We start from the raw sequence: 20,336 nt of genomic DNA on the forward strand, positions 1-20,336 counted from the left end.
TGCGCCCCTCGGAGTTCACCAACCTTCGCACCATTGCGTGATTCGCGCAATACCTGTAGCGTTTTTTGTGAAGGAAGGTCCGCCGTACGCCAGCCAGCACATCTTGCCGACGGACGCCCCTCACGTTCACCATCATCGGCAAGGTCGCCAACCTCCTTGCTGCACAAGCATTCTCGCCTCACGCACGGGAAGGAGGAGCCATGGCCACACTGTCCCTGGGAATCGTCGCAGACGACCTGAGCGGCGCCGCCGAGTGCGCATCACACGCACTCTTGCGCGTTTCGCGCAGCACCGTGGCTCTCACCGCCGTCTCCCCGCGCGACGCAGCATCAGGTCCTGCCAGCGCGGCTGGCGACCCGGACGCCGAGACGGCGACCGACGCGGTCGTCCTCACCGTCGACACCGACTCGCGACGCATGGCTCCCCAGGACGCGGTGCGCACAGTGCGCGCAGCGGCCGCCCTCGTCACGAGTGCTTCAGTCGTCGTCAAGAAGGTCGACTCCCTCCTGCGCGGGCACGTGGCGGCCGAGGTCGCCGCCCTGGCCGCAGAGCTGCACCGCACGCCCGTGGTGGCCGTCACCAACCCCGCACTCGAGCGCGTCGTGCGGGGCGGCGTGCTGCACGTCGCGGGCACTCCCCTGCACGAGACCGACCTGTGGGCCGTCGAGCCCACGACCGCGCCCGCCCGAGTCGCGGAGGCCCTCGCCCCTCTGCCGACCAGGCACGTGCCGCACGCCACGGTCGCACTCGGCGTGGCGGCTGTCGCCGCAGCTCTCGCCGCAGCCGCGGACGCCGGCCTCGTGGCGGTGTGCGACGCCGAGACCGACGCCGACCTCGATGTCGTGCATGCCGCGGCCGTCAGCTCCTCCACCGGCTCTGGGACCCTGCTCGTCGGCTCGGGTGCGCTGGCCGACGCGGCCGTCCGAGCCCTCCCCGACCATCGCCCGGCGCACCGAACCGCGGCGACCGGTGACGCACCGTACGCGCTCGAGGAGCAGCGTCCATCGTCCCTGCTCGTCGTGCTCGGCACCCGTGCCGCCGGGGTCGGTGCGCAGATCGAGCAGGTGCGCGCACACGCAGCGGAGACGCTGCTGCTGCAGCCCACCGATGTGCTCGGCGACCCGGCCGCATTGGCTGCTCGGGTCGGTGACCTCCCCACGCACGGGACTGTCGTCGTCGCCCTGGATCCCGCCGCCCCGGCCGACCCGGCCCGTTCCCGCGAGCTCACCGACGCCCTCGCCACCGCCGTGGCACCCCACCTCGACCGCTACGACGTCGCCTTCCTCTCCGGCGGCGAAACCGCCCGCGCCGTCCTCGACCGGCTCGACGTGACCTCCGTCGACGTCGTCGCCGAGGTCGAGACGGGCACCGTCGTCAGCCGCCGCCCGGGCAACCGTCTCGTCGTCACCCGGCCCGGCAGCTTCGGCGACCCGAGCTCGATCGTCCGCGTCGCCCAGCACCTGCTCGGCGACGGCGCACCCCGCCATCCCGCACCCACTCACACCGCAACCCGCGTCACGCCCGGCGCGACCACAGAGGAGAACTCATGAGCGTCGCCCTTCCCCGCATCGCCGTCACGATGGGCGACGGTGCCGGCATCGGCCCCGAGATCATCGTCAAGGCGCTCGCCGACCCGCACGTCGCGACGATGGCCCGCGTCGTCGTCGTCGGTGACGCGCTCCGCCTCAAGCAGGCCGCCGACATCGCCGGCCTGCCGGTCGACATCGTCACCATCGACGACGTCGAGGAGGCGAGCGAGACCGCCGGGCGGATCAACGTCATCGACCTGGCGCTGCTGCCGGCCGACCTCCCCTTCGGCCAGCTGTCCGCCGTCGCCGGCGACGCGGCCTACCACTACATCCGGGTCGCCGCCGAGCTCGCGATGGCGGGCAAGGTCCAGGCCATCTGCACGGCCCCGCTCAACAAGGAGGCGCTGCACGCGGGCGGACACGTCTTCCCCGGCCACACGGAGCTGCTCGCCCACCTCACCGGCACTCCCGAGGTCTCGATGATGCTGTCGACCGAGAGGGTCAAGGTCATCCACGTCACGACCCACATCGGTCTCCTCGACGCCGTCGCCCGCATCGAGCCGGGTCTCGTCGAGCGCGTCATCCGCCGCGGCCACCAGGCCCTCGTCGACGCCGGCAACCCGAACCCGAAGATCGGGGTCTGCGGCATCAACCCTCACGCAGGGGAGAACGGCCTCTTCGGCTACGGCGAGGAGGAGTCGAAGATCAACCCCGGTGTCGAGGCCGCGCGCGCCGACGGCATCGACGTGCACGGCGCCCTGCCGGCAGACACGCTCTTCTTCCTCGCCGGGCGCGGCGACTACGACCTCGTCGTCGCGATGTACCACGACCAGGGCCACGGCCCCGTCAAGGTGCTCGGGCTGGAGGCCGGCGTCAACGTCACCATCGGACTGCCCGTGATCCGCACGTCCGTCGACCACGGCACCGCCTTCGACATCGCCGGCACCGGTGTCGCCGACCACCGGTCGATGATCGAGGCGCTGCGCCTCGGCGCGGAGATGGCGCCCCGGCCTTCGGACGCCTAAGGTGCCCAGCGTGGCGAAGCACACCGCACAGACGCGTAGGGGCGAGATCGTCCGCCTCGCCACGACCAGTGGGCTCGCGAGCGTCGAGGAGCTCTCCGACCAGCTCGGGGTCACAGCCTCGACGATCCGCCGCGACCTCGCCAAGCTCACCGCGCAGGGCAAGCTCGCCCGCACGTATGGCGGCGTCATGAGCCTGGCCCACCACCCGGAGGCCTCGCTGCGCCAGCGGCTCGGCGAGGCGCATGCCGCCAAACGCGACATCGCCCGCTGGGCGGCCGACCAGATCGAGCCCGGGGAGACGGTGCTCCTCGATGCCGGCTCGACGATGGGTGCCCTTGCCGACGCCATCACCAAGACGCCCGAGCTGACCGAGCTGACCGTCGTCACGGCCGGCATCAGCGCCATGGGCACGCTCACCGACAGCGTCGGCATCGACGTCATCGCCCTGGGCGGCCGGCTGCGCCCTCTGAGCCAGGCCTTCGTCGGCCCGCTCGCCGAGGCCGCCGTGCAGCGCCTGTCGTTCGACCGCGCCTTCATGGGCGCCGACAGCGTCCACGCCGAGCGCGGCATCTGCGAGGCCGACCTCGAGCAGACCCGGCTCAAGGAGCTCATGATGAGCCGGGCCGAGCACACCTACGTCCTCGCGCACGCCGACAAGCTCGGCCAGTCCCTTTTCCACGCCTGGGCCGTCATGCCGCACCACTGGACCCTCGTCACCGACGAGTCCGCCGATCCCGTTGCGCTGCAGGCCTTCCGAGACAACGGCGTCGAGGTCGTGGTCGCGCCGCGACGCGACTGAGCTCGCTGGTCACGCACCCGACGAGAAGCGGGTGTATGCCGCCAGCCGGGCCTCACGGCATACGCCCGCTTCTCGCGTGGCTCAGTCCTCGACGACGGTCGTCATGACCCAGTCGCGCACCTGCGGCAGGTCCTCGAGGTGCTCGACGATGTAGTCCTGGTGCTCGGCCAGCTGGGCCTCGCACCACGCCTTGACCTCGCTCGCCCCGCGCACCTGGCGCCCGGCGTTGTTGATGGCGTCCATGACGAGGGAGTAGCGGTCGACGCCGTTGCGCACGACCATGTCGAAGGGCGTCGTCGTCGTGCCCTCCTCGCTGAACCCGCGGACGTGGAAGCGGTCGGCATCCGGCCGGCCGTGGACGAGCTGGTGGATCGCGCCGTGGTAGCCGTGGAAGGCGAAGACGACATCGACGTGGTCCGTGAAGAGCTCGCCGAAGCGCACGTCGTCCATCCCGTGGGGGTGGCTGCGCGCCCGAGGCAGCGTCATGAGGTCGACGACGTTGACAACACGGACCCGCAGCTGCGGCAGCTTCTCCTTGAGGATCTGTGCCGCGGCGACGACCTCCATCGTGACGACGTCACCGGCGCAGGCAAGCACGACGTCGGGGTCGCGGTCGCCGTCGTCGTTGCCGGCCCAGTCCCAGATGCCGGCCCCGGCCGCGCAGTGCGCGATGGCCTCGTCCATCGTCAGCCACTGCGGCTGCGGCTGCTTGTCGATGACGATCAGGTTGACGTAGTTCTTCGACCGGAAGCAGTGATCAGCCACGGAGAGAAGGCAGTTCGCGTCCGGCGGCAGGTAGATGCGCGCGACTTCCCCTCGGGCGTTGAGGACCGTCTGGATGAGCCCCGGCCCCTGGTGCGAGAAGCCGTTGTGGTCGTTGCGCCAAGCCGTGGACGTCAGCAGGATGTTGAGGCTCGGCACCTTGGCCCGCCAGTCGAGCTTGTTGGCCTCCTGCAGCCACTTGCTGTGCTGGACCGTCATCGACGCGCTCACCATGGCGAAGGCCTCGTACGTCGCGAAGAGCCCGTGCCGACCGGTGAGGGTGTAGCCCTCGAGCCAGCCGTGGCACGAGTGCTCGGACAGCACCTCCATGACGCGGCCGTCGTGCGAGAGCTTGACGTCCTCGTCCGTGACCCGCTCGGCTGTCATCCGGTCGGAGACGTCGAAGACGGCGCCGACGCGGTTGCTGTTCGTCTCGTCGGGGCTGAAGAGCCGGAACGTCGTCGGGTTGCGCACGTAGAGCTCGCGCATCAGCTCACCGATGGCGCGCGTCGACTCCTCGCGAGTGCTCGCCGGGGACGGGACGTCCCGGGCGTAGTTCCGGAAGTCCGGGATGTCGAGGTCCCTCGTCAGCACGCCACCGTTGGCGTGCGGTGACGCGCTCATGCGAAGGTCGCCCTGCGGGTTCGCCTGCAGGACAATGTCGCTGGGCCTGCCGGACTCGTCGAAGAGCTCCTCGGGCCGATAGGACCGCATCCACGTCTCGAGGAGCGCGAGGTGGTCGGGGTTGTCCTTGACCCCCGACAGCGGCACCTGGTGCGAGCGCCACGTGCCGGTGACCTTGACGCCGTCGACCTCCGCGGGGCCCGTCCACCCCTTCGGCGTGCGCAGCACGATGAGCGGCCACCGGGGTCGCTCCCCCATGGTCCAGCCGTCCGCGCGCGCCTCCCGCTGGATGCCGCGTATCCGGTCGTATGCCGTCGCGAGCGTCTGCGCGAAGCGCTCGTGCATGCCCGGCACGTCGTCCCCCTCGACCTCCAGGACGTCGTAGCCATGGCCCTCGAGCAGGCCGCGCACCTCCGCCGGGTCCTTGCGGCCGAGCACCGTCGGGCCGGCGATCTTCGCGCCGTTGAGGTGCAGGACCGGCAGCACGGCGCCGTCGCGACGCGGGTTGAGGAAGGAGATCCCCTTCCACGAGCCCTCCAGGGGGCCGGTCTCGGCCTCGCCGTCTCCGACGACGGCCAGCGCGAGCAGCTCGGGGTTGTCCATGACCGCCCCGAACGCGTGGACGAGGACGTAGCCGAGCTCGCCGCCCTCGTGGATCGAGCCGGGGGTCGTCACCGACACGTGGCTCGGGATGCCGCCCGGCGCGGAGAACTGCCGGAAGAGGCGCCGCACACCGTCGGCGTCGCACGTCACCTTGGGGTAGACCTCGGAGTAGGTGCCCTCGAGGTAGCCGTCGGCGACGAGCGCAGGACCACCGTGCCCGGGGCCGGTGAGGTAGATCGTCTCCTGACCGGTGTGCCGGATGACCCGGGACATGTGGGTGTAGACGAAGGAGAGGCCGGGACTCGTGCCCCAGTGGCCCAAAAGGCGCGGCTTGATGTCGTCCGGCACGAGCGGCCGCTTCAGCAGCGCGTTGTCCTGCAGGTAGATCTGCCCGATCGTCAGGTAGTTGTTCGCGCGCCACCACGCGTCCATCGAGGCGATCTCGTCTGCGGTGGGCGCTGGCACGGAGGTCGTCGTGGTCGTCGTCGTCACAGCAAGGCCTCTCCTGGGTCGTCGTCCGTCCCGTCGAGCCTCACGGACCGCAGCCGGGCTGGCAAGGGCCCGGACAGAGCAGTGGGCCGGCCCCTTCCGGGACCGGCCCACCCCACTCCGGAAACGTCAGCGGTCGAAGGCGTCCTTGACGTCCTTGCCCGCATCCTTGAGCTGCTCGCCCCGCTGCTTGAGGTCAGCCGAGGCCTGGTCCTGATTGCCCTCGGCCTCGAGCCGCTCGTTGTCGGTGACCTTTCCGGCGGCTTCCTTGGCCTTGCCCTTCAGGTCTTCACCCATGTTGCTGGCCTTGTCTTCGATACCCATGTCAGGGCCCCTTTCGCCTTCGATCGGATGCCTCTCCCCTACCCGGTCACCGTGGTTCGCCACCACATCGGGCGAGTCGTCCGCGAGGGTCGTGTGCGCACGGCGTGGGTGGCCTTTGCGACACTGGAGGGGTGACCACGATCCCGAATCCCGCCTCCGAGGTGTCCCCGTCGTCCGGACGAGCGCCGCAGACGCGAGACCTCAGCCGGTTCGCCTACCTCTCCATCGCGGCCGCCGTCGTCACGATCACGCTCAAGGTCATCGCCTGGCGCATCACCGGCTCCGTCGGGCTGCTCTCCGACGCGGCCGAGTCGGTCGTCAACCTCGTCGCCGCGATCGCCGTGCTCATCGCGCTCAAGGTGGCGGCCATGCCCGCCGACAAGAACCACCACTTCGGCCACACCAAGGCCGAGTACTTCTCCGCGGCCATCGAGGGGATGATGATCTTCGTCGCCGCCCTCGTGATCATGTACACCGCGGTCGAGCGCTTCCGCAACCCGCAGCCCATCGAGAACGTCGGGCTCGGACTCGCCATCTCGGTCGTCGCCTCGGCCGTCAACGGCGCCGTCGCCGTCGTGCTCCTGCGGGCCGGCCGCCGCCACCGGTCGCTGACGCTCACCGCCGACGGCAAGCACCTGATGACCGACGTGTGGACCTCCGCGGGCGTCGTCGTCGGCGTGCTCCTCGTCGGCCTCACCCACGTCGAGCGGCTCGACCCCATCATCGCCTTCCTCGTCGGGGTCAACATCGTCTGGACCGGCTGGAAGCTCATCCGCGAGTCCACCGAGGGGCTCATGGACATCTCCATGCCCAAGGAGGACAACAGCGCCATCGCCGAGATCCTGTCGCGGTTCGTCACGCATGAGGTCCACTTCCACGCCCTGCGCACGCGCGTCTCGGGCCACCACCGGTTCGCCGAGGTGCACGTGCTGGTGCCCGGCGCGTGGACCGTCCAGCAGGGCCACGACCTCATGGAGGAGGTCGAGGACACCGTGCACCGGGAGTTCGGCGAGATCGCCCTCACCTGCCACCTCGAGCCCTCCGAGGACCCCCGCGCCTACGGCGACTACGCCGCCGAGTTCCCCATCCCGACGCACGACGACATCGTCGCTGCGCACGGGGCAGCCCCGAAGGCGCAACCGGGACGGGGCGACTCCAAGGCATGAGCCGCGCGCACGTCGTCGTGCCCTCGCCGATCGGCGACCTGACCGTCGTCGCCGAGGACGGCGCCGTCACGCACCTGCTCATGGACGCCGCGAAGTACCGTCCCGACGACCCGGAGATCTTCGGCGAGGTCGGTGACCTCGTCGACGAGCCGTTTGCGGCGGCCTCGGTGCAGCTCGCCGCCTACTTCGCAGGCGCCCTGACCGAGTTCGACCTGCCGCTCGCCCCGCGCGGCGACGACTTCCACCAGCGGGTGTGGGCGCTGCTGCGCGAGATCCCGTACGGCGAGACCCGCAGCTACGGGCAGCTGGCCCGCGCGCTCGGGGACCGCAACCTCGCCCAGGCCGTGGGCACCGCCAACGGCCGCAACCCGATCGCCGTCGTCGTCCCGTGCCACCGGGTCATCGGCGCCGACGGCTCCCTCGTCGGGTATGCCGGAGGGCTCGCTCGCAAGCGCTACCTCCTCGCGCTCGAGGAGCCTCCCGCAGACCAGTCCGGCCGCCTCTTCTGACCCGACGACCGCGCGCCGAGGGGTCGCGACGTCCGATCCGCCACACTGGGTGACCTCACACCTTCCCGGGCCGGAGCGTCTACAGGACATGAAGCGACCGTTCGAGCAGGCCGTCACCGAGCACGGGGCCGTGGTGCTCCGCGTCTGCCGTGCCGTGCTCGGCCCGACCGAGGCCGACGACGCGTGGTCCGAGACCTTCCTCTCGGCCCTGCGCGCCTGGCCCGAGCTGCCCGACGACGCGAACGTCCGCGCCTGGCTCGTCACCATCGCGCACCGCAAGGCCCTCGACGTCGCCCGAGCAGGCGCCCGTCACGCGGTCCCGGTCGCCGACGTGCCGGACGCCACCGCCCCACGCGCCGACCAGCCCGAGGAGGCGCTGCCCGACGGTGACCTCTGGACGGCTCTGGCGGCGCTCCCCGAGAAGCAGCGCCTCTGCGTGGCCTACCACCACGTCGCCGGCCTGCCCCACCCCGAGGTCGCCCGCATCCTCGGCGGCACGCCTGCGGCCGCACGCCGTGCGGCCGCCGACGGCATCGCGCGCCTTCGATCCACCTACGCACCCCACGGAAGGGTGAGCACCCATGTCTGACAACCCGATGCAGCTCCTCAGCGGTCCGGCGGCCGGGGACGACGAACGCCTCGCGACGCTCCACGCAGCACTGGTCGAGCGCGCCTCGACAGAGTCCGCCGTCGACGCGACCTACCGCGTCGTCGACTCCCCCGTCGGCTCCCTCCTGCTCGCGGCGACCGAGAACGGTGTCCTCCGCGTGGCCTTCGAGATCGAGGACCACGACCGAGTCCTCGAGTCGCTTGCCGCGTCCGTCGGATCGCGGATCCTCCGCGGCGGCCATCGGCTCGACCCGCTGGCCCGCGAGCTCGACGACTACTTCGCCGGTCGCCGGCACGGCTTCGACGTCCCCCTCGACCTCCGGCTGGCGCGCGGCTTCCGGCTCGCCGTGCTGCATCACCTCAGCGAGATCCCCTACGGCTCGACCGAGAGCTACGCCGAGGTCGCCGTCGCGTCCGGCAGCCCGAAGGCGGTGCGCGCCGTCGGCTCGGCCTGCGCGACGAACCCGCTGCCGATCGTCGTCCCATGCCACCGCGTCGTCCGCTCGGACGGGTCGCTGGGTGGCTACCTCGGCGGCCTGCCCACCAAGCAGCGCCTCCTCGCCCTCGAGCGAGCCGCCTGAGCCGGGACGGACGGGACGGCGGGAAGGGCGCGGCTTGTCCTGATCGCCCTCGACGTCCTCGCTCCGGTGCCATGCTGAGGACGTGGCCGACACCCCGAAGCCGGCGGTGGAGGAGCGCCTCGCCCCCGCCGCGATGGTCAGGATCCTCAACCCGGTGCTTCGCGCGGTCCTCGCCTCGCCGCTGCACGGGATCGCCAGCAAGGGCCTGCTGGTGCTGCACGTCCGAGGCCGCCGCACCGGCAAGGTCTACGACGTACCGGTCGGACGGCACGAGCTCGACGGACAGCTGCTGACGTACGGCGGGGGCCGTTGGCGGTTCAACCTCAGGGGCGGCGCCGACCTCGAGGTGACCATCGACGGGCGGCGACGCCAGGCGCATGCCGAGCTGGAGGAGGACCCGGATCGCGTCGCTGAGGTCTTCCACCGCCTGCTGACGGACCTCGGTCCCAAGAAGGCGAACCGCGTCGGATTGTCGGTCAACGTCGACCGCCCGCCGACCCTCGACGAGGTGCGCGAGGGCACCCGCGGGCGCGCCATCGTCCTCCTCACGCTCACCGACTGACACCCGCCAGGTCCCGAGACCCGACACGTCCCGAGACCCGCCGGGTCCCGAGCCGGCGTCCGTCCCGACGAAGGACCGGACAGGTGCGACCATCGGGGCATGCGCCCTGGAGAGTCCGCGTGACCTGGCCCGTGCGTGCGACCAGGGTCGTCTACGAGAACCCGTGGATCCGGGTCCGCGAGGACGCCGTGACCCGTCCCGACGGGAGCGACGGCATCTTCGGGGTCGTCGAGGTGCAGCGGCCGGCGGTCTTCGTCGTGGCGTGGACGGACGAGGACGAGATCGTCCTCATCACCGTCGACCGACACACCGTCGGCCCCTCGGTCGAGGTCCCCGCGGGCGGCACCGACGGCGAGGATCCCCTCGTTGCTGCTCGGCGCGAGCTCGCCGAGGAGACCGGGCTCGTCGCGGGCGAGTGGCGGCAGGTCGGGACCATGAACGCCCTCAACGGCGTCTGCCGCGCCCCCGAGGTCGTGTTCCTGGCGACCGGGCTCGAACCGGCCCCGGGCGCCGGCAAGGACCCCGCGGCCCGCCACGAGGAGGGCATCCGAGACGTCCGTCGCGTGCCGGTCGCCGACGTGCTCACGCTCGTCGTTGACGGCACCATCACCGACGGTGAGACCATCGCCGCCCTCATGTTCGCGCTCGCGGCCCGGGGCCGCGTCACCTGAGCGTGACCTCGTCCGCGGCCACACGGCATACGCCAACGGGGCGATCGGGTGACGGGTGCAACGGTTCGGGGTGCCCCGGTGTCTAGGGGTGTAGGGGACACTCAGACCCTGACGACACAGACCGGCAGGAGCCCATGAGACGCAGGGACGAGGCCGCGTTCCGCACGTTCGTGCAGGAACGGCAGACGATGCTGCGCCGCCGCGCCTACCTGCTCTGCGGCAGCTGGGCCGACGGCGACGAGCTCGTCCAGGAGGCCCTGGCACGGGTCTACGTCGCGTGGCCACGCATCGCCACCGGCGCCGAGACCGCCTACACGAGGCGCACCATGATGAACCTCTACCTCAACGACCAGCGCAAACGGCGCCGCGAGGTCCTCACCGACGAGACCCCCGAGCCGCCGACCAGCGACCACGACCGCGAGCTCGCGATGACACTCACCGACCTGCTGCGCGACCTGCCGGAGAAGCAGCGCGCGGTCCTCGTCCTCCGCTTCTGGGAGGACCTCACGGTGCCCCAGATCGCCGAGTGCACCGGCGTCGCCGAGGGGACGATCAAGAGCCAGATCTCCCGCGGGCTCGCCGTCCTGCGCAGCCGTCTGGCCGAACCACCACTGACCGGGGCAGGAGCCTTCCCATGAGCGACGACACGACACCGGGCCGGGGCGCGGCTCCGGAGGAGGGCGAGCCGCAGCTTCGAAAGGTGCTGTCCACCATGAACGACCTCGAACCGCCTCGCGACGACCTGTTCGCCCAGCGGGCACTCCTGCGCGGCCGCGCACGCACCTCCCGCCGTCGCTCCACCCTGCTCGGCGCCGCAGCCGCGGTCGTCGTCGCGGGGGCGGTCGGCGGCACGTGGGTGGTCGGCCACCAGGGCTCCTCCACGAGCACCGCCAGCGCCGGGTCGGCGCCCGCGGCCCAACAGGACTCGTCAGCCGCCGGCTCGGGCAGCGGGGCCCGCAGCCCGGAGTCACTCTCGGGATCCGCGACCCCCGGCGGGCCCGGCGTGGCGCCGTCCGTGCCGTCGGCCCGCGACACGAACCGGTGGTTCGGCACCCTCTCGACGCGACAGACCAACGCCTTCGAGGCCATCGAGCCCACCGTGGCCTCGCGCTGGCCCGACGTCTTCTCGGGGGCGTATGCCGTCGACGCCACCGGCGCTCGCGTGGCCGTCGTGGTCACCCGCCACGACCCCGCCCTCGAGGCTTTCGTGGCGGGCGCGATGCCCTCCCCGACGGACGTGGAGTTCGTCGTCATGAGGCACTCGCTCGCGGAGAAGCAGAAGGTGGCCAAGGAGATCGTCGACCAGCGAATGCTGTGGCGCGCCAAGGGGATCGAGATCATCGCCGTGACGCAGGATGCCCGCACCGACCGGATCGTCGTGATGGCCGACGAGGGCTCCTCGCCCGGCCTCATCGCGCAGCAGTACGGCGACATCGTCCGCGTCGTGCCGTCCACGCCGGCGGCGGGCAAGCTGCCCGACGGGAGCACGCTGCCGCCCCTGCAGCGGTGAGGGCTCGCGGCTGAGCCGGCCTCACGTCGGCCTCACGTCGGCCTCACGTCGGCCGGCGCGGTTAGGCTGCTCGCCATGGAGCAGCCAACCACTCCGCAGGCACCGATCAGTCCTCTCGACGCGCTGCGCCGGATCTGCTTCCTCCTCGAGCGCGGCCGCGAGAGCAGCTACCGCGTCGACGCCTTCCGCAAGACCATCGAGGCCATCACCCTGATCTCCGACGACGAGCTGCGTGAACGCGTCGAGGCCGGAACTCTCAAGCAGATCAAGGGAATCGGTGACTCGAGCGCAGCGATCATCGGCCAGGCCGTGCGCGGCGTCCTGCCGGCATACCTCGTCTCGGCGGAGGGGAAGCACGGCGAGCCACTGACCCGCGGCGGCGCCGAGCTGTATGCCGCCCTCCGCGGTGACCTGCACGCGCACTCCAACTGGAGCGACGGTGGCAGCCCCATCGAGGAGATGGTCCTTGCAGCCGTCGAGCTCGGCCAGGAGTGGATGGCGCTGACGGACCACTCCCCCCGCCTGACCATCGCCAACGGACTGTCCCGCGAGCGCCTCACCGACCAGCTGAAGCGTGTCGAGGCCATCAACGCGAGCCTCGGCGACGCGTTCACGCTGCTCAAGGGCATCGAGGTCGACATCCACCTCGATGGCACGCTCGACCAGGACGACGACATGCTCGACCAGCTCGACGTCGTCACCGCGTCGATCCACTCGAAGCTGCGTCAACCGTCGTTCGAGATGACGCCGCGCATGGTCGCGGCCGTGCGCAACCCGCGCACCAACGTGCTGGCCCACTGCACGGGTCAGCTCGTCACCGGAGGGCGCGGCAAGCGGCCGCCGTCCCAGTTCGACGCCGAGAAGGTCTTCCGGGCGTGCCTCGAGAACGACGTCGCGGTCGAGATCAACTCGCGGCCCGAGCGCTGCGACCCGCCCGACGAGCTCATCGAGCTGGCGCGCGACCTCGGCTGCCTCTTCACCATCGACTCCGACGCACACGCGCCGGGTCAGCTCGACATGAAGTCGTTGGGCTGCGAGCGCGCCGAGCGCCTCGGCATCCCGGCCGAGCGGATCGTCACGACGTGGCCGGTCGATGACGTGCGAGCCTGGGCCAAGGGCTGATCAAGCACCCCTCGGAGGGGCCTCGGGAGCCGATTTGGACGGTGCCAGAAACTCCCATATAGTTTCGACGTCCCAACGGATAGGTCGGGCAGGTCCCCATCGTCTAGCGGCCTAGGACTCCGCCCTTTCACGGCGGCAGCACGGGTTCGAATCCCGTTGGGGATACGCAGTAGAGTTCCACACGCACCACCCAGTAAGGCCCCGTAGCGCAGTTGGTTAGCGCGCCGCCCTGTCACGGCGGAGGTCGCCGGTTCGAGCCCGGTCGGGGTCGCTTCACTCAGGAAGCGCCGCTCTCAGCAGAGAGCGGCGCTTCTGCCGTTCCGGGGACCGACCCGTCTCCTAAGGTGGGCGCGTGCGGATCGCGGTGCTCGACGACTACCAGGGCGTGGCCCTGACCAGTGCCGACTGGTCAGACGTCACCGACCACCCGCGCACGCCGTGCACCGTCGAGGTGTTTCGCGACCACGTGAGCGACCCGGACGCCCTGGTGCAGCGTCTAGCGCCCTTTGACGCCGTCGTCGTCATGCGCGAGCGCACGGCCCTGCCGGCTGACGTGCTGGCGGCCCTCCCCCGGCTGCGGCTCGTCGTCACGACCGGCCGGCGCAACCCGAGCATCGACGTCGCTGCCGCGACTGCCGCAGGCATCACCGTCTGCGGCACCGACAGCCTCGCGACGGCTCCGGCCGAGCTGACGTGGGCCCTGATCCTCGGGCTGGCACGGCATCTCGTGCCCGAGGCCACCGCCGTGCGGGACGGTGGCTGGCAGACGACGGTCGGCAGCGACCTCAGCGGCCACACCCTGGGCCTGCTGGGGCTCGGCCGGATCGGCTCACAGGTCGCGACTGTCGGGCGCGCCTTCGGGATGGACGTCGTCGCCTGGAGCCGCAACCTCACGCCTGCCCGCGCGGAGGCCGTCGGGGCCCGGGCCGTTCCGCTCGACGAGCTGCTCGCCAGCTCCGACGTCGTCTCGGTCCACCTGCCGCTCGTCGACGGGACCCGAGGCCTCGTCGGCGAGCGCGAGCTCGCACTGATGCGCCCCCACGCCCTGCTCGTCAACACCTCGCGAGGACCCATCGTCGACGGGCGCGCCCTGCTCGCCGCCCTCGAGCGAGGCCATCTGGGCGGAGTCGGCCTCGACGTCTTCGACGAGGAGCCGCTGCCCGCGGGCCACCCGCTCCGCACGGCGCCGCGCACGCTCCTGACGCCCCATCTCGGCTACGTCACCCGCGACGTCTACGCGACCTTCTTCGGAGGCGTCGTCGAGGCCGTGACGGCATACCTCGACGGGTCCCATCCGCCTGCTCTGACGGGTCGCGCTCAGCGGTGGCCGGCCCGCAGGACGAGCTCGAGCTCGAAGCGCACCTCGGGGTCATCGAGCGCGTCGCCGAAGAGCTCCTTGAGCTGCGCGACCCGGTAGCCCACGGTCTGCTGGTGCACGAACAGCTCCTCCGCGATCGGCGCCCGCTGCCCCTGGTGGCGCAACCACGACAAAAGCGTCTCGGTGAGTCGTTCACGGACCGCAGGCCGCAGCCCGTCGAGTGGCGCGAGCCGCGTGCGGGCGAGGTCGTCGGTGGCGAGCGGCTCGGCGTGCACGACGAGCTCGGCGAGGTGGTCCTCGACCCAGACCGGGGCCGCGTCGCCGTCGGGCTGGTCCGGCGCCGGCCCGATGCCGTGCGCGCCCGCGGACGTCGCGAGGTGCAGGGACTCCCCCGCCTGCTGCCACGGCCTCGGTGGGCCGACGATGGCACGGCGTCCTCGCAGCGCGCGCTCCAGGCCGCGCCGGCGAGCCGAGCGGCTGGCGAACGGGAAGACGATGACGACGTCGCTGCCTCGCTCCGCGACGAGAGCATCCGGCCCCAGAGCCGCTCGCAGCCCGTCGACGTGCGGGAACGGCACGAGCGCGACACCGACGACCTCCGGCAGGGTCCACCCGACGGCTGCGGCGAGGCGAGGCACCCCGCCGTCGCTGGAGTCGCCGCGCAGGATCATCTCGAGCAGCTCCCCCCGCAGCCGCACCTGCTCGCCGGCCCGCTCGGACTGCTCCTGTGCGTAGCCCTGCGCGCTCGCCGCCGACAGCTCGTCGATGTAGGCGAAGAGCGACTCCCCCAGCGCGAGCAGCGCGTCGGGCGGCATCTGCGACACGTCCACCGTGCGTGAGATCGCCCGGAAGGTGACGCGCGCCCCGTAGCGATAGGCGGCGAGCAGTGACTCGAGGCTCCGGCCGGAGCGCACCTCGCCGCGACCGAGGCTCTCGTAGACCCACTTGCCATCCTCGGACAGGGCCGGCAGACGCGTGCCCGGCAGGTCGAGGAAGCGGTTGAGCGCGATCGTGACGCCCTGGCGCACCCCCTGACCGAACCGCCCCTCCATGGGCATCGCGTAGACGGGGACGTCACGGGGTATGCCGTTGATGATGGCCTCGACGATGTCCTTCACGACGGGTCGCAGCACGGTCGCAACTTCGGCGGGCAGAGACAACCACGGCGGGTCAGATGTGTCCTGTGCCACGGCGGCCTCCAGCATTTTGTCGTGACGCAACAGTTTCTTCCCTCAAAGACTACGCGTCACCCCAAGACGCGGGGGGTCTTCGGCCTCGAAGATGGAACCATGACCCAGATCAGAGCTCTCCGGCGTGTGGCGTCGCTCCTGACGACCCCGCTCGCGCCCGAGGACATCCTCAATCTGGTGAACCCGCTGTCCTCGGCGCGCCAGCTGCGCGGCGTCGTCACGAAGGTGGTCCGTGAGACCCCCGACTCGACGACGATCCACTTCCGTCCCGGTCGCGGCTGGAACCCCCACGCCGCCGGCCAGTGGGCCCGCATCGGCGTCGAGATCGACGGGGTGCGCCAGTGGCGCAGCTACTCGCTGTCCGCCGCCGTCGGTCACGACCCAGCCATCACGGTCACCGCCATCGGCTTCGTCTCGACGGCCCTCGCGCGCGACACGAAGGTCGGCGACATCCTCTTCCTCGACACCCCCCAGGGCGACTTCGTGCTCCCCGAGCACCCGCGGCCGCTCCTGATGCTCACCGCCGGCAGCGGCCTGACGCCGGTCATGTCGATGATCCGCACCCTCGTCCCGCGCCGCCCCGACGCCGACGTCGTGCTCATCCACTCGGCGCGCACCCGCGACGAGGCCCTCTTCCACGACGAGCTGCTCGAGCTCGCCGACCAGTTCCCCGGCCTCGCGGTCAAGCACTGGTTCACCCGCGAGGAGGGCGGCCGCCGCCTCGACCTCTCGGACGTCACCGATCTCGAGACGCTCTGTCCCGACTGGCGCGAGCGGGCGGCATACGCCTGCGGGCCCACGGAGTTCCTCGACGCGGCCACGGAGCTGTGGCTGCGCCACGGTGACGACGACGCCCACACCAACCTGACCATCGAGCGTTTCGCGCCCGTCCTGCTGGAGGGATCCGGCGGCGAGGGCGGCCTGCTGACGTTCGAGAAGTCGGACAAGGAGACGGAGGTGGGCGGCGACGTCCCCCTCCTCGAAGCCGGGGAGGAGTGCGGCGTGGTGATGCCGAGCGGGTGCCGCATGGGCATCTGCCGCAGCTGCCTCGTCCCACTCGTCGCCGGCAAGGTCCGCGACCTGCGCACCGGCGAGGTGCACGGCGACGAGGGCGAGCTGATCCAGACCTGCGTCAACGCCGCTGCCGGACCCGTCCACCTGGACATCTAGGAAGGGAAACACCCCATGACCGCCACCACGAACCGACCGACGACGACGCCCACCGGCGTCGCCGACGCTGTCGGTGCCGTTGCAGGCACCGCCACGACGACCCGGCCCAAGAAGCCGGTCCTCGCAGCGTCCGGCGGACCCGTCAAGCGCCCGAGTGCCGCCGCGCACCTGTCCGACGCCGACGTCGAGCGCCTCGGCCAGGAGCTCGATGCCCTGCGCGACCGCATCATCGCGACGCGCGGCGCCAAGGACGCGGCCTACATCCGCCGCGTCATCCGCGTCCAGCGCACCCTCGAGGTCGCCGGCCGCGCCACGCTGCTCCTGTCGAAGAAGAAGACGGCGTTCGTCGCCGGGACGGCGATGCTGTCCGTCGCGAAGATCCTCGAGAACATGGAGATCGGGCACAACGTCCTGCACGGGCAGTGGGACTGGATGCGTGACCCCGACATCCACTCCACGACGTGGGAGTGGGACTTCGTCACGCCCGCCGCGGCGTGGAAGCACACCCACAACGACCTGCACCACACGTGGACCAACGTGCTGGGCAAGGACAAGGACGTGGGCTACTCCACCCTGCGGATGGCCGAGGAACAGCCGTGGCGCCCCTTCAACCTGCTCAACCCGGTCATCAACGGCATCCTGGCTCCCTTCTTCGAGTGGGGCATCGCGATCTACGACCTCGAGCTCGAGGCGGTCAAGGACGGCGAGAAGTCCAAGGCGGACCTCAAGAAGGACCTCAAGGCCGTGGGCCGCAAGGTGGTGCGCCAGTTCACCAAGGACTACGCCGCGACGCCGCTCGCCGCCGTGCCGTTCGGCTCCGGCAAGCAGGCGCTCCTCGGCACCTTCACGGCCAACGCGATCCGCAACGTCTGGGCGCACTCGGTCATCTTCTGCGGCCACTTCCCCGACGGTGTCGACGTCTTCACCGAGGAGGAGATCGAGGGCGAGACCCGCGGCGACTGGTACATCCGCCAGATGCTCGGCTCGGCCAACATCTCGGGCAGCAAGCTGATGCACCTCATGACCGGCAACCTCAGCCACCAGATCGAGCACCACTGCTTCCCGGACCTGCCGAGCAACCGCTACCACGAGGTCGCGGTCGAGATGCGTGAGATCTGCCAGCGCTACGGCCTGCCCTACACGACGGGCCCGCTGCCGAAGCAGGTCGGCCAGGCGTGGGCCAAGGTCTTCCGTCTGGCGCTGCCGAACCGCCCGAAGCCGCTGCCCAAGGGCGCCGTCAACGCGGCGGTCCCGCCGCGGCGCGTCGCGCTGCCGCTCGCGGCCAGTGTGGGCTGAGTCCCTTGACGGGTGACCTCGAGGCCGCGGGCATGCCGACGGCTGCCTTCTTCGACCTCGACCGCACCTTGATCCGCGGGTCCGCCAACTACCCGCTCGCGATCGCTGCCTTCCGCGGCGGTCACGTGCCGTGGAAGGACCTCGTCAAGGACACCGTCAACGCGATCTCCTTCCACCGCAAGGGATCCACCGACGAGGGCTCGGAGGCTCTGCGCGAGCGCATCCTCCGGGCCGTCGCCGGCATCCGGCAGTCCGACATCATCCACCTCACCGACGCGATCACACCGGGCATCGTCCGCAAGGCCATCCCGGCCTCGATGAGGCTGCTGTCGGAGGCCCGTGAGATCGGTCATGACCGGATCGTCGTGTCAGCGTCCCCCATCGAGCTCGTGAGCCGCATCGCGACGGCGCTCGGTCTCGAGGGTGCCGTCGCCACGCGCAGCGAGCTCGACGACGAGGGCCGCTACACCGGCCACCTCGCCGGCGAGTTCTGCTACGGCCCCGGCAAGGTCATCGAGATCGAGAAGCTGGCCGGCGAGCGTGGTTACGACCTCGACCGGTGCGCCGCCTACAGCGACTCCGTCAGCGACCTGCCGATCATGGAGCGGGTCGGCACTGCCGTGGCGGTCAACCCGGACGGAGAGCTGCGCGAGATCGCCCGGGAGCGCGGCTGGCGCATCGTCGAGGTCGGCCGCAAGCGCCACTGAGCCGTCTGCCGTATGCCGTGCGGCGTGGCGTGGCGTGCGCCGACCCTCCCCCTGCCGAGCACACCCACCCGCAACACACCCGGAAACAGTCAGGGTGTGCGGGTTGCAACCGCGACCAGTTGACCTTTGCCGGGTGTGTTGCGGGGGGGAGCTGCTGCGGGGGGCGGGGCCGTGGTCACCAGGAGGTGTGGAGCGGCCGCCCCTCGGCGAAACCGGCCGTGCTCTGGAGCCCGACGACCGCCCGCTGGTGGAACTCCTCCAGACTGCGGGCACCGGCATACGTGCAGCTGCTGCGCAGGCCGGCGACGATCTCGTCGATGACGTCCTCGACGGACGGGCGTGACGGGTCGACGTACATCCGAGCCGTGCTGATCCCCTCCTCGAAGAGGGCCTTGCGCGCGCGGTCGTACTCGGTGTCGGTGGCCGTGCGGTTGCGGACCGCTCGGCTGCTCGCCATGCCGAACGACTCCTTGTACTGACGGCCGTCGTTGTCGGTGTAGAGGTCGCCGGGCGACTCGAGGGTGCCGGCGAACCAAGAACCGATCATGACGTTCGACGCGCCGGCCGCGAGCGCCAGGGCGACGTCGCGCGGGTGACGGACGCCGCCGTCGGCCCAGACGTGCTTGCCGAGCTCCCTTGCGGCCGTGGCACATTCGAGCACTGCCGAGAACTGCGGGCGACCAACGGCGGTCATCATCCGGGTCGTGCACATCGCGCCGGGGCCGACGCCGACCTTGACGATGTCCGCCCCGGCCTCGATGAGCTCGCGGGTTCCGGCGGCCGACACGACGTTGCCGGCGACGACCGGGACATGCGGGTCGAGGGCCCGCACGGCGCGGAGCGCCTCGATCATCTTGTCCTGGTGGCCGTGGGCGGTGTCGATGACGAGGACGTCGGCGCCGGTCTCGAGCACCTCCGCGGCCTTGGCCGCGACGTCGCCGTTGATGCCGACGGCGGCAGCCACGCGCAGTCGCCGGTCGTCGTCGACGGCGGGTCGGTAGAGGCCGGCGCGGATCGCACCGCCCCGGGTGAGGATGCCGACGAGCTCGCCGTGCTCGGAGACGACGGGAGCGACCTTGCGGCGCGCCGCGGACAGCCGCTCGAAGGCCTCCTGCGGGTCGAGGGTATCCGGCAGCACGACCATGTCCTCGTGCATGACGTCGTGCACCTGCGTGTAGCGGTCCACGCCGGTCAGGTCCTTCTCGCTGACGATGCCGACGGGCTTCGGGCCGTCCACGACGACCGCGACGCCGTGGGCACGCTTGCCGATGAGCACGAGCGCCTCACCCGCTGTCATGTGCCGCTCGAGCGTGATCGCCGTGTCGTGGACGAGGTGGCGCTCCTTGACCCAGCCGACGACGTTGCGCACGACCTCGACGGGGATGTCCTGGGGGATGACGGCGATGCCACCCCGTCGCGCGACCGTCTCGGCCATCCGGCGCCCGGCGATGGCGGTCATGTTGGCCACGACGAGCGGGATCGTGGTGCCCGACCCGTCGACCGTCGAGAGGTCGACGTCGAGGCGGCTCGTCACGGACGACCGGCTGGGCACCATGAAGACGTCGTCGTAGGTGAGGTCGAGCTGGGGCTGGAGACCGTTGAGGAACTGCACGGTCACCAACTCTAGGCGCCCGAGGTGGCCTCACGGCACGGGGCGGCCCCGCGATCGGGGCACCGGACGGCATACGCCCACGGGACGGCATGCGCCCGTTTCTCCTGTGGCGGAGAAACCGCGGGAGGACGATGGACCGTGGGCGCGCTTGCGCCCCG

Annotated in this window: 20 protein-coding genes and 2 tRNA genes; 18 read left to right on the plus strand and 4 right to left on the minus strand. The window is 71.2% G+C overall.

Translation table 11 applies throughout. The features are described 5' to 3' along the window. The first annotated feature begins 200 nt into the window (after window positions 1–200). The 3 genes from AC1DIW_RS17980 to AC1DIW_RS17990 are packed head-to-tail and all read left to right on the plus strand — an operon-like array spanning window position 201 to window position 3,353. Window positions 201–1,550: a four-carbon acid sugar kinase family protein gene (locus AC1DIW_RS17980; protein ID WP_478109889.1), complete on the plus strand. Its 1,350-nt coding sequence runs from the start codon at window positions 201–203 to the stop codon at window positions 1,548–1,550. Then, window positions 1,547–2,554: a 4-hydroxythreonine-4-phosphate dehydrogenase PdxA gene (gene pdxA / locus AC1DIW_RS17985; RefSeq protein WP_442277151.1), complete on the plus strand. Its 1,008-nt coding sequence runs from the start codon at window positions 1,547–1,549 to the stop codon at window positions 2,552–2,554. The genes AC1DIW_RS17980 and pdxA overlap by 4 nt, the downstream gene beginning before the upstream one ends. Window positions 2,555–2,564: 10 nt before the next feature. Continuing rightward, window positions 2,565–3,353, plus strand: coding sequence for a DeoR/GlpR family DNA-binding transcription regulator (locus AC1DIW_RS17990; protein WP_442277152.1), 789 nt, complete (start codon window positions 2,565–2,567; stop codon window positions 3,351–3,353). A gap of 81 nt (window positions 3,354–3,434) precedes the next feature. Here AC1DIW_RS17990 and AC1DIW_RS17995 read toward each other — a convergent pair whose 3' ends face one another. Next, the gene (locus tag AC1DIW_RS17995) at window positions 3,435–5,834 is read right to left on the minus strand and encodes a phosphoketolase family protein (protein ID WP_478109892.1); all 2,400 of its coding nucleotides are present in this window, start codon (window positions 5,832–5,834) and stop codon (window positions 3,435–3,437) included. Between the two features lie 126 nt (window positions 5,835–5,960). Beyond that, on the minus strand, window positions 5,961–6,155 hold the full coding sequence (locus AC1DIW_RS18000; protein ID WP_442277154.1) for a CsbD family protein: 195 nt from the start codon (window positions 6,153–6,155) through the stop codon (window positions 5,961–5,963). A gap of 131 nt (window positions 6,156–6,286) precedes the next feature. Between AC1DIW_RS18000 and AC1DIW_RS18005 the strand changes: the two genes are divergently transcribed. From AC1DIW_RS18005 to AC1DIW_RS18060, 12 genes are all read left to right on the plus strand, one after another. Further along, window positions 6,287–7,321 carry a cation diffusion facilitator family transporter gene (locus AC1DIW_RS18005; RefSeq protein WP_478109894.1) on the plus strand — a complete coding sequence of 345 codons (1,035 nt, stop codon included), beginning with the start codon at window positions 6,287–6,289 and terminating at the stop codon, window positions 7,319–7,321. Continuing rightward, a complete protein-coding gene (locus AC1DIW_RS18010; protein ID WP_478109895.1) occupies window positions 7,318–7,830 on the plus strand; it encodes a methylated-DNA--[protein]-cysteine S-methyltransferase in 513 nt (170 codons plus the stop codon). Before AC1DIW_RS18005 ends, AC1DIW_RS18010 begins: the two co-directional genes overlap by 4 nt. 88 nt (window positions 7,831–7,918) lie before the next feature. Continuing rightward, window positions 7,919–8,419, plus strand: a complete 501-nt coding sequence (locus AC1DIW_RS18015; RefSeq protein WP_442277157.1) for an RNA polymerase sigma factor — start codon at window positions 7,919–7,921, stop codon at window positions 8,417–8,419. Next, the gene (locus tag AC1DIW_RS18020) at window positions 8,412–9,020 is read left to right on the plus strand and encodes a methylated-DNA--[protein]-cysteine S-methyltransferase (RefSeq protein WP_478109897.1); all 609 of its coding nucleotides are present in this window, start codon (window positions 8,412–8,414) and stop codon (window positions 9,018–9,020) included. Before AC1DIW_RS18015 ends, AC1DIW_RS18020 begins: the two co-directional genes overlap by 8 nt. An 82-nt stretch (window positions 9,021–9,102) precedes the next feature. Continuing rightward, window positions 9,103–9,582, plus strand: a complete 480-nt coding sequence (locus AC1DIW_RS18025; protein ID WP_478109899.1) for a nitroreductase/quinone reductase family protein — start codon at window positions 9,103–9,105, stop codon at window positions 9,580–9,582. Window positions 9,583–9,701: 119 nt separating this feature from the next. Continuing rightward, the gene (locus AC1DIW_RS18030) at window positions 9,702–10,253 is read left to right on the plus strand and encodes an NUDIX domain-containing protein (protein WP_478109900.1); all 552 of its coding nucleotides are present in this window, start codon (window positions 9,702–9,704) and stop codon (window positions 10,251–10,253) included. A 134-nt stretch (window positions 10,254–10,387) separates the two neighbouring features. Next, a complete protein-coding gene (locus AC1DIW_RS18035) occupies window positions 10,388–10,891 on the plus strand; it encodes a SigE family RNA polymerase sigma factor (RefSeq protein WP_478109901.1) in 504 nt (167 codons plus the stop codon). Next, entirely contained in the window at window positions 10,888–11,763 is an 876-nt protein-coding gene (locus AC1DIW_RS18040; protein ID WP_478109903.1) for a hypothetical protein, read from the plus strand. Before AC1DIW_RS18035 ends, AC1DIW_RS18040 begins: the two co-directional genes overlap by 4 nt. 75 nt (window positions 11,764–11,838) lie before the next feature. After that, window positions 11,839–12,885: a PHP domain-containing protein gene (locus tag AC1DIW_RS18045; RefSeq protein ID WP_478109905.1), complete on the plus strand. Its 1,047-nt coding sequence runs from the start codon at window positions 11,839–11,841 to the stop codon at window positions 12,883–12,885. Between the two features lie 92 nt (window positions 12,886–12,977). Beyond that, window positions 12,978–13,050: transfer RNA gene (locus AC1DIW_RS18050), tRNA-Glu, on the plus strand. 32 nt (window positions 13,051–13,082) lie between these two features. After that, window positions 13,083–13,156 (plus strand) — tRNA-Asp (locus AC1DIW_RS18055). Between the two features lie 81 nt (window positions 13,157–13,237). Further along, window positions 13,238–14,302 carry a D-2-hydroxyacid dehydrogenase family protein gene (locus tag AC1DIW_RS18060; RefSeq protein WP_478109906.1) on the plus strand — a complete coding sequence of 355 codons (1,065 nt, stop codon included), beginning with the start codon at window positions 13,238–13,240 and terminating at the stop codon, window positions 14,300–14,302. Here AC1DIW_RS18060 and AC1DIW_RS18065 read toward each other — a convergent pair. Next, window positions 14,203–15,408: a PucR family transcriptional regulator gene (locus AC1DIW_RS18065; protein WP_478110037.1), complete on the minus strand. Its 1,206-nt coding sequence runs from the start codon at window positions 15,406–15,408 to the stop codon at window positions 14,203–14,205. The two genes, AC1DIW_RS18060 and AC1DIW_RS18065, sit on opposite strands and share 100 nt — an antisense overlap. 84 nt (window positions 15,409–15,492) lie before the next feature. On the opposite strand from AC1DIW_RS18065, the gene AC1DIW_RS18070 reads away from it, so the two are divergent. From AC1DIW_RS18070 to AC1DIW_RS18080, 3 genes are read left to right on the plus strand one after another with little or no spacing between them, the layout of a single operon-like run. Further along, a complete protein-coding gene (locus AC1DIW_RS18070) occupies window positions 15,493–16,563 on the plus strand; it encodes a ferredoxin reductase (RefSeq protein ID WP_478109908.1) in 1,071 nt (356 codons plus the stop codon). A 15-nt stretch (window positions 16,564–16,578) separates the two neighbouring features. Continuing rightward, entirely contained in the window at window positions 16,579–17,859 is a 1,281-nt protein-coding gene (locus AC1DIW_RS18075) for a fatty acid desaturase family protein (RefSeq protein ID WP_478109909.1), read from the plus strand. A gap of 5 nt (window positions 17,860–17,864) precedes the next feature. Beyond that, window positions 17,865–18,566: an HAD family hydrolase gene (locus AC1DIW_RS18080; protein WP_478109911.1), complete on the plus strand. Its 702-nt coding sequence runs from the start codon at window positions 17,865–17,867 to the stop codon at window positions 18,564–18,566. 175 nt (window positions 18,567–18,741) lie between these two features. Here the strand turns inward: AC1DIW_RS18080 and AC1DIW_RS18085 are convergent, their stop codons facing one another. Next, complete coding sequence (locus AC1DIW_RS18085) at window positions 18,742–20,178, minus strand: GuaB1 family IMP dehydrogenase-related protein (protein WP_478109913.1); 1,437 nt, start codon at window positions 20,176–20,178, stop codon at window positions 18,742–18,744. Window positions 20,179–20,336: the final 158 nt, after the last annotated feature.

Source organism: Terrabacter sp. 01T434, assembly GCF_056398545.1.

Excerpts from the sequence above, each read along its gene's own strand:
- AC1DIW_RS17980 (WP_478109889.1), top strand. The coding sequence starts at position 201 with ATGGCCACACTGTCCCTGGGAATCGTCGCAGACGACCTGAGCGGCGCC.
- pdxA (WP_442277151.1), top strand. The coding sequence starts at position 1,547 with ATGAGCGTCGCCCTTCCCCGCATCGCCGTCACGATGGGCGACGGTGCC.
- AC1DIW_RS18000 (WP_442277154.1), bottom strand. The coding sequence starts at position 6,155 with ATGGGTATCGAAGACAAGGCCAGCAACATGGGTGAAGACCTGAAGGGC.
- AC1DIW_RS18010 (WP_478109895.1), top strand. The coding sequence starts at position 7,318 with ATGAGCCGCGCGCACGTCGTCGTGCCCTCGCCGATCGGCGACCTGACC.
- AC1DIW_RS18015 (WP_442277157.1), top strand. The coding sequence starts at position 7,919 with ATGAAGCGACCGTTCGAGCAGGCCGTCACCGAGCACGGGGCCGTGGTG.
- AC1DIW_RS18020 (WP_478109897.1), top strand. The coding sequence starts at position 8,412 with ATGTCTGACAACCCGATGCAGCTCCTCAGCGGTCCGGCGGCCGGGGAC.
- AC1DIW_RS18035 (WP_478109901.1), top strand. The coding sequence starts at position 10,388 with ATGAGACGCAGGGACGAGGCCGCGTTCCGCACGTTCGTGCAGGAACGG.
- AC1DIW_RS18040 (WP_478109903.1), top strand. The coding sequence starts at position 10,888 with ATGAGCGACGACACGACACCGGGCCGGGGCGCGGCTCCGGAGGAGGGC.
- AC1DIW_RS18045 (WP_478109905.1), top strand. The coding sequence starts at position 11,839 with ATGGAGCAGCCAACCACTCCGCAGGCACCGATCAGTCCTCTCGACGCG.
- AC1DIW_RS18065 (WP_478110037.1), bottom strand. The coding sequence starts at position 15,408 with ATGCTGGAGGCCGCCGTGGCACAGGACACATCTGACCCGCCGTGGTTG.
- AC1DIW_RS18070 (WP_478109908.1), top strand. The coding sequence starts at position 15,493 with ATGACCCAGATCAGAGCTCTCCGGCGTGTGGCGTCGCTCCTGACGACC.
- AC1DIW_RS18075 (WP_478109909.1), top strand. The coding sequence starts at position 16,579 with ATGACCGCCACCACGAACCGACCGACGACGACGCCCACCGGCGTCGCC.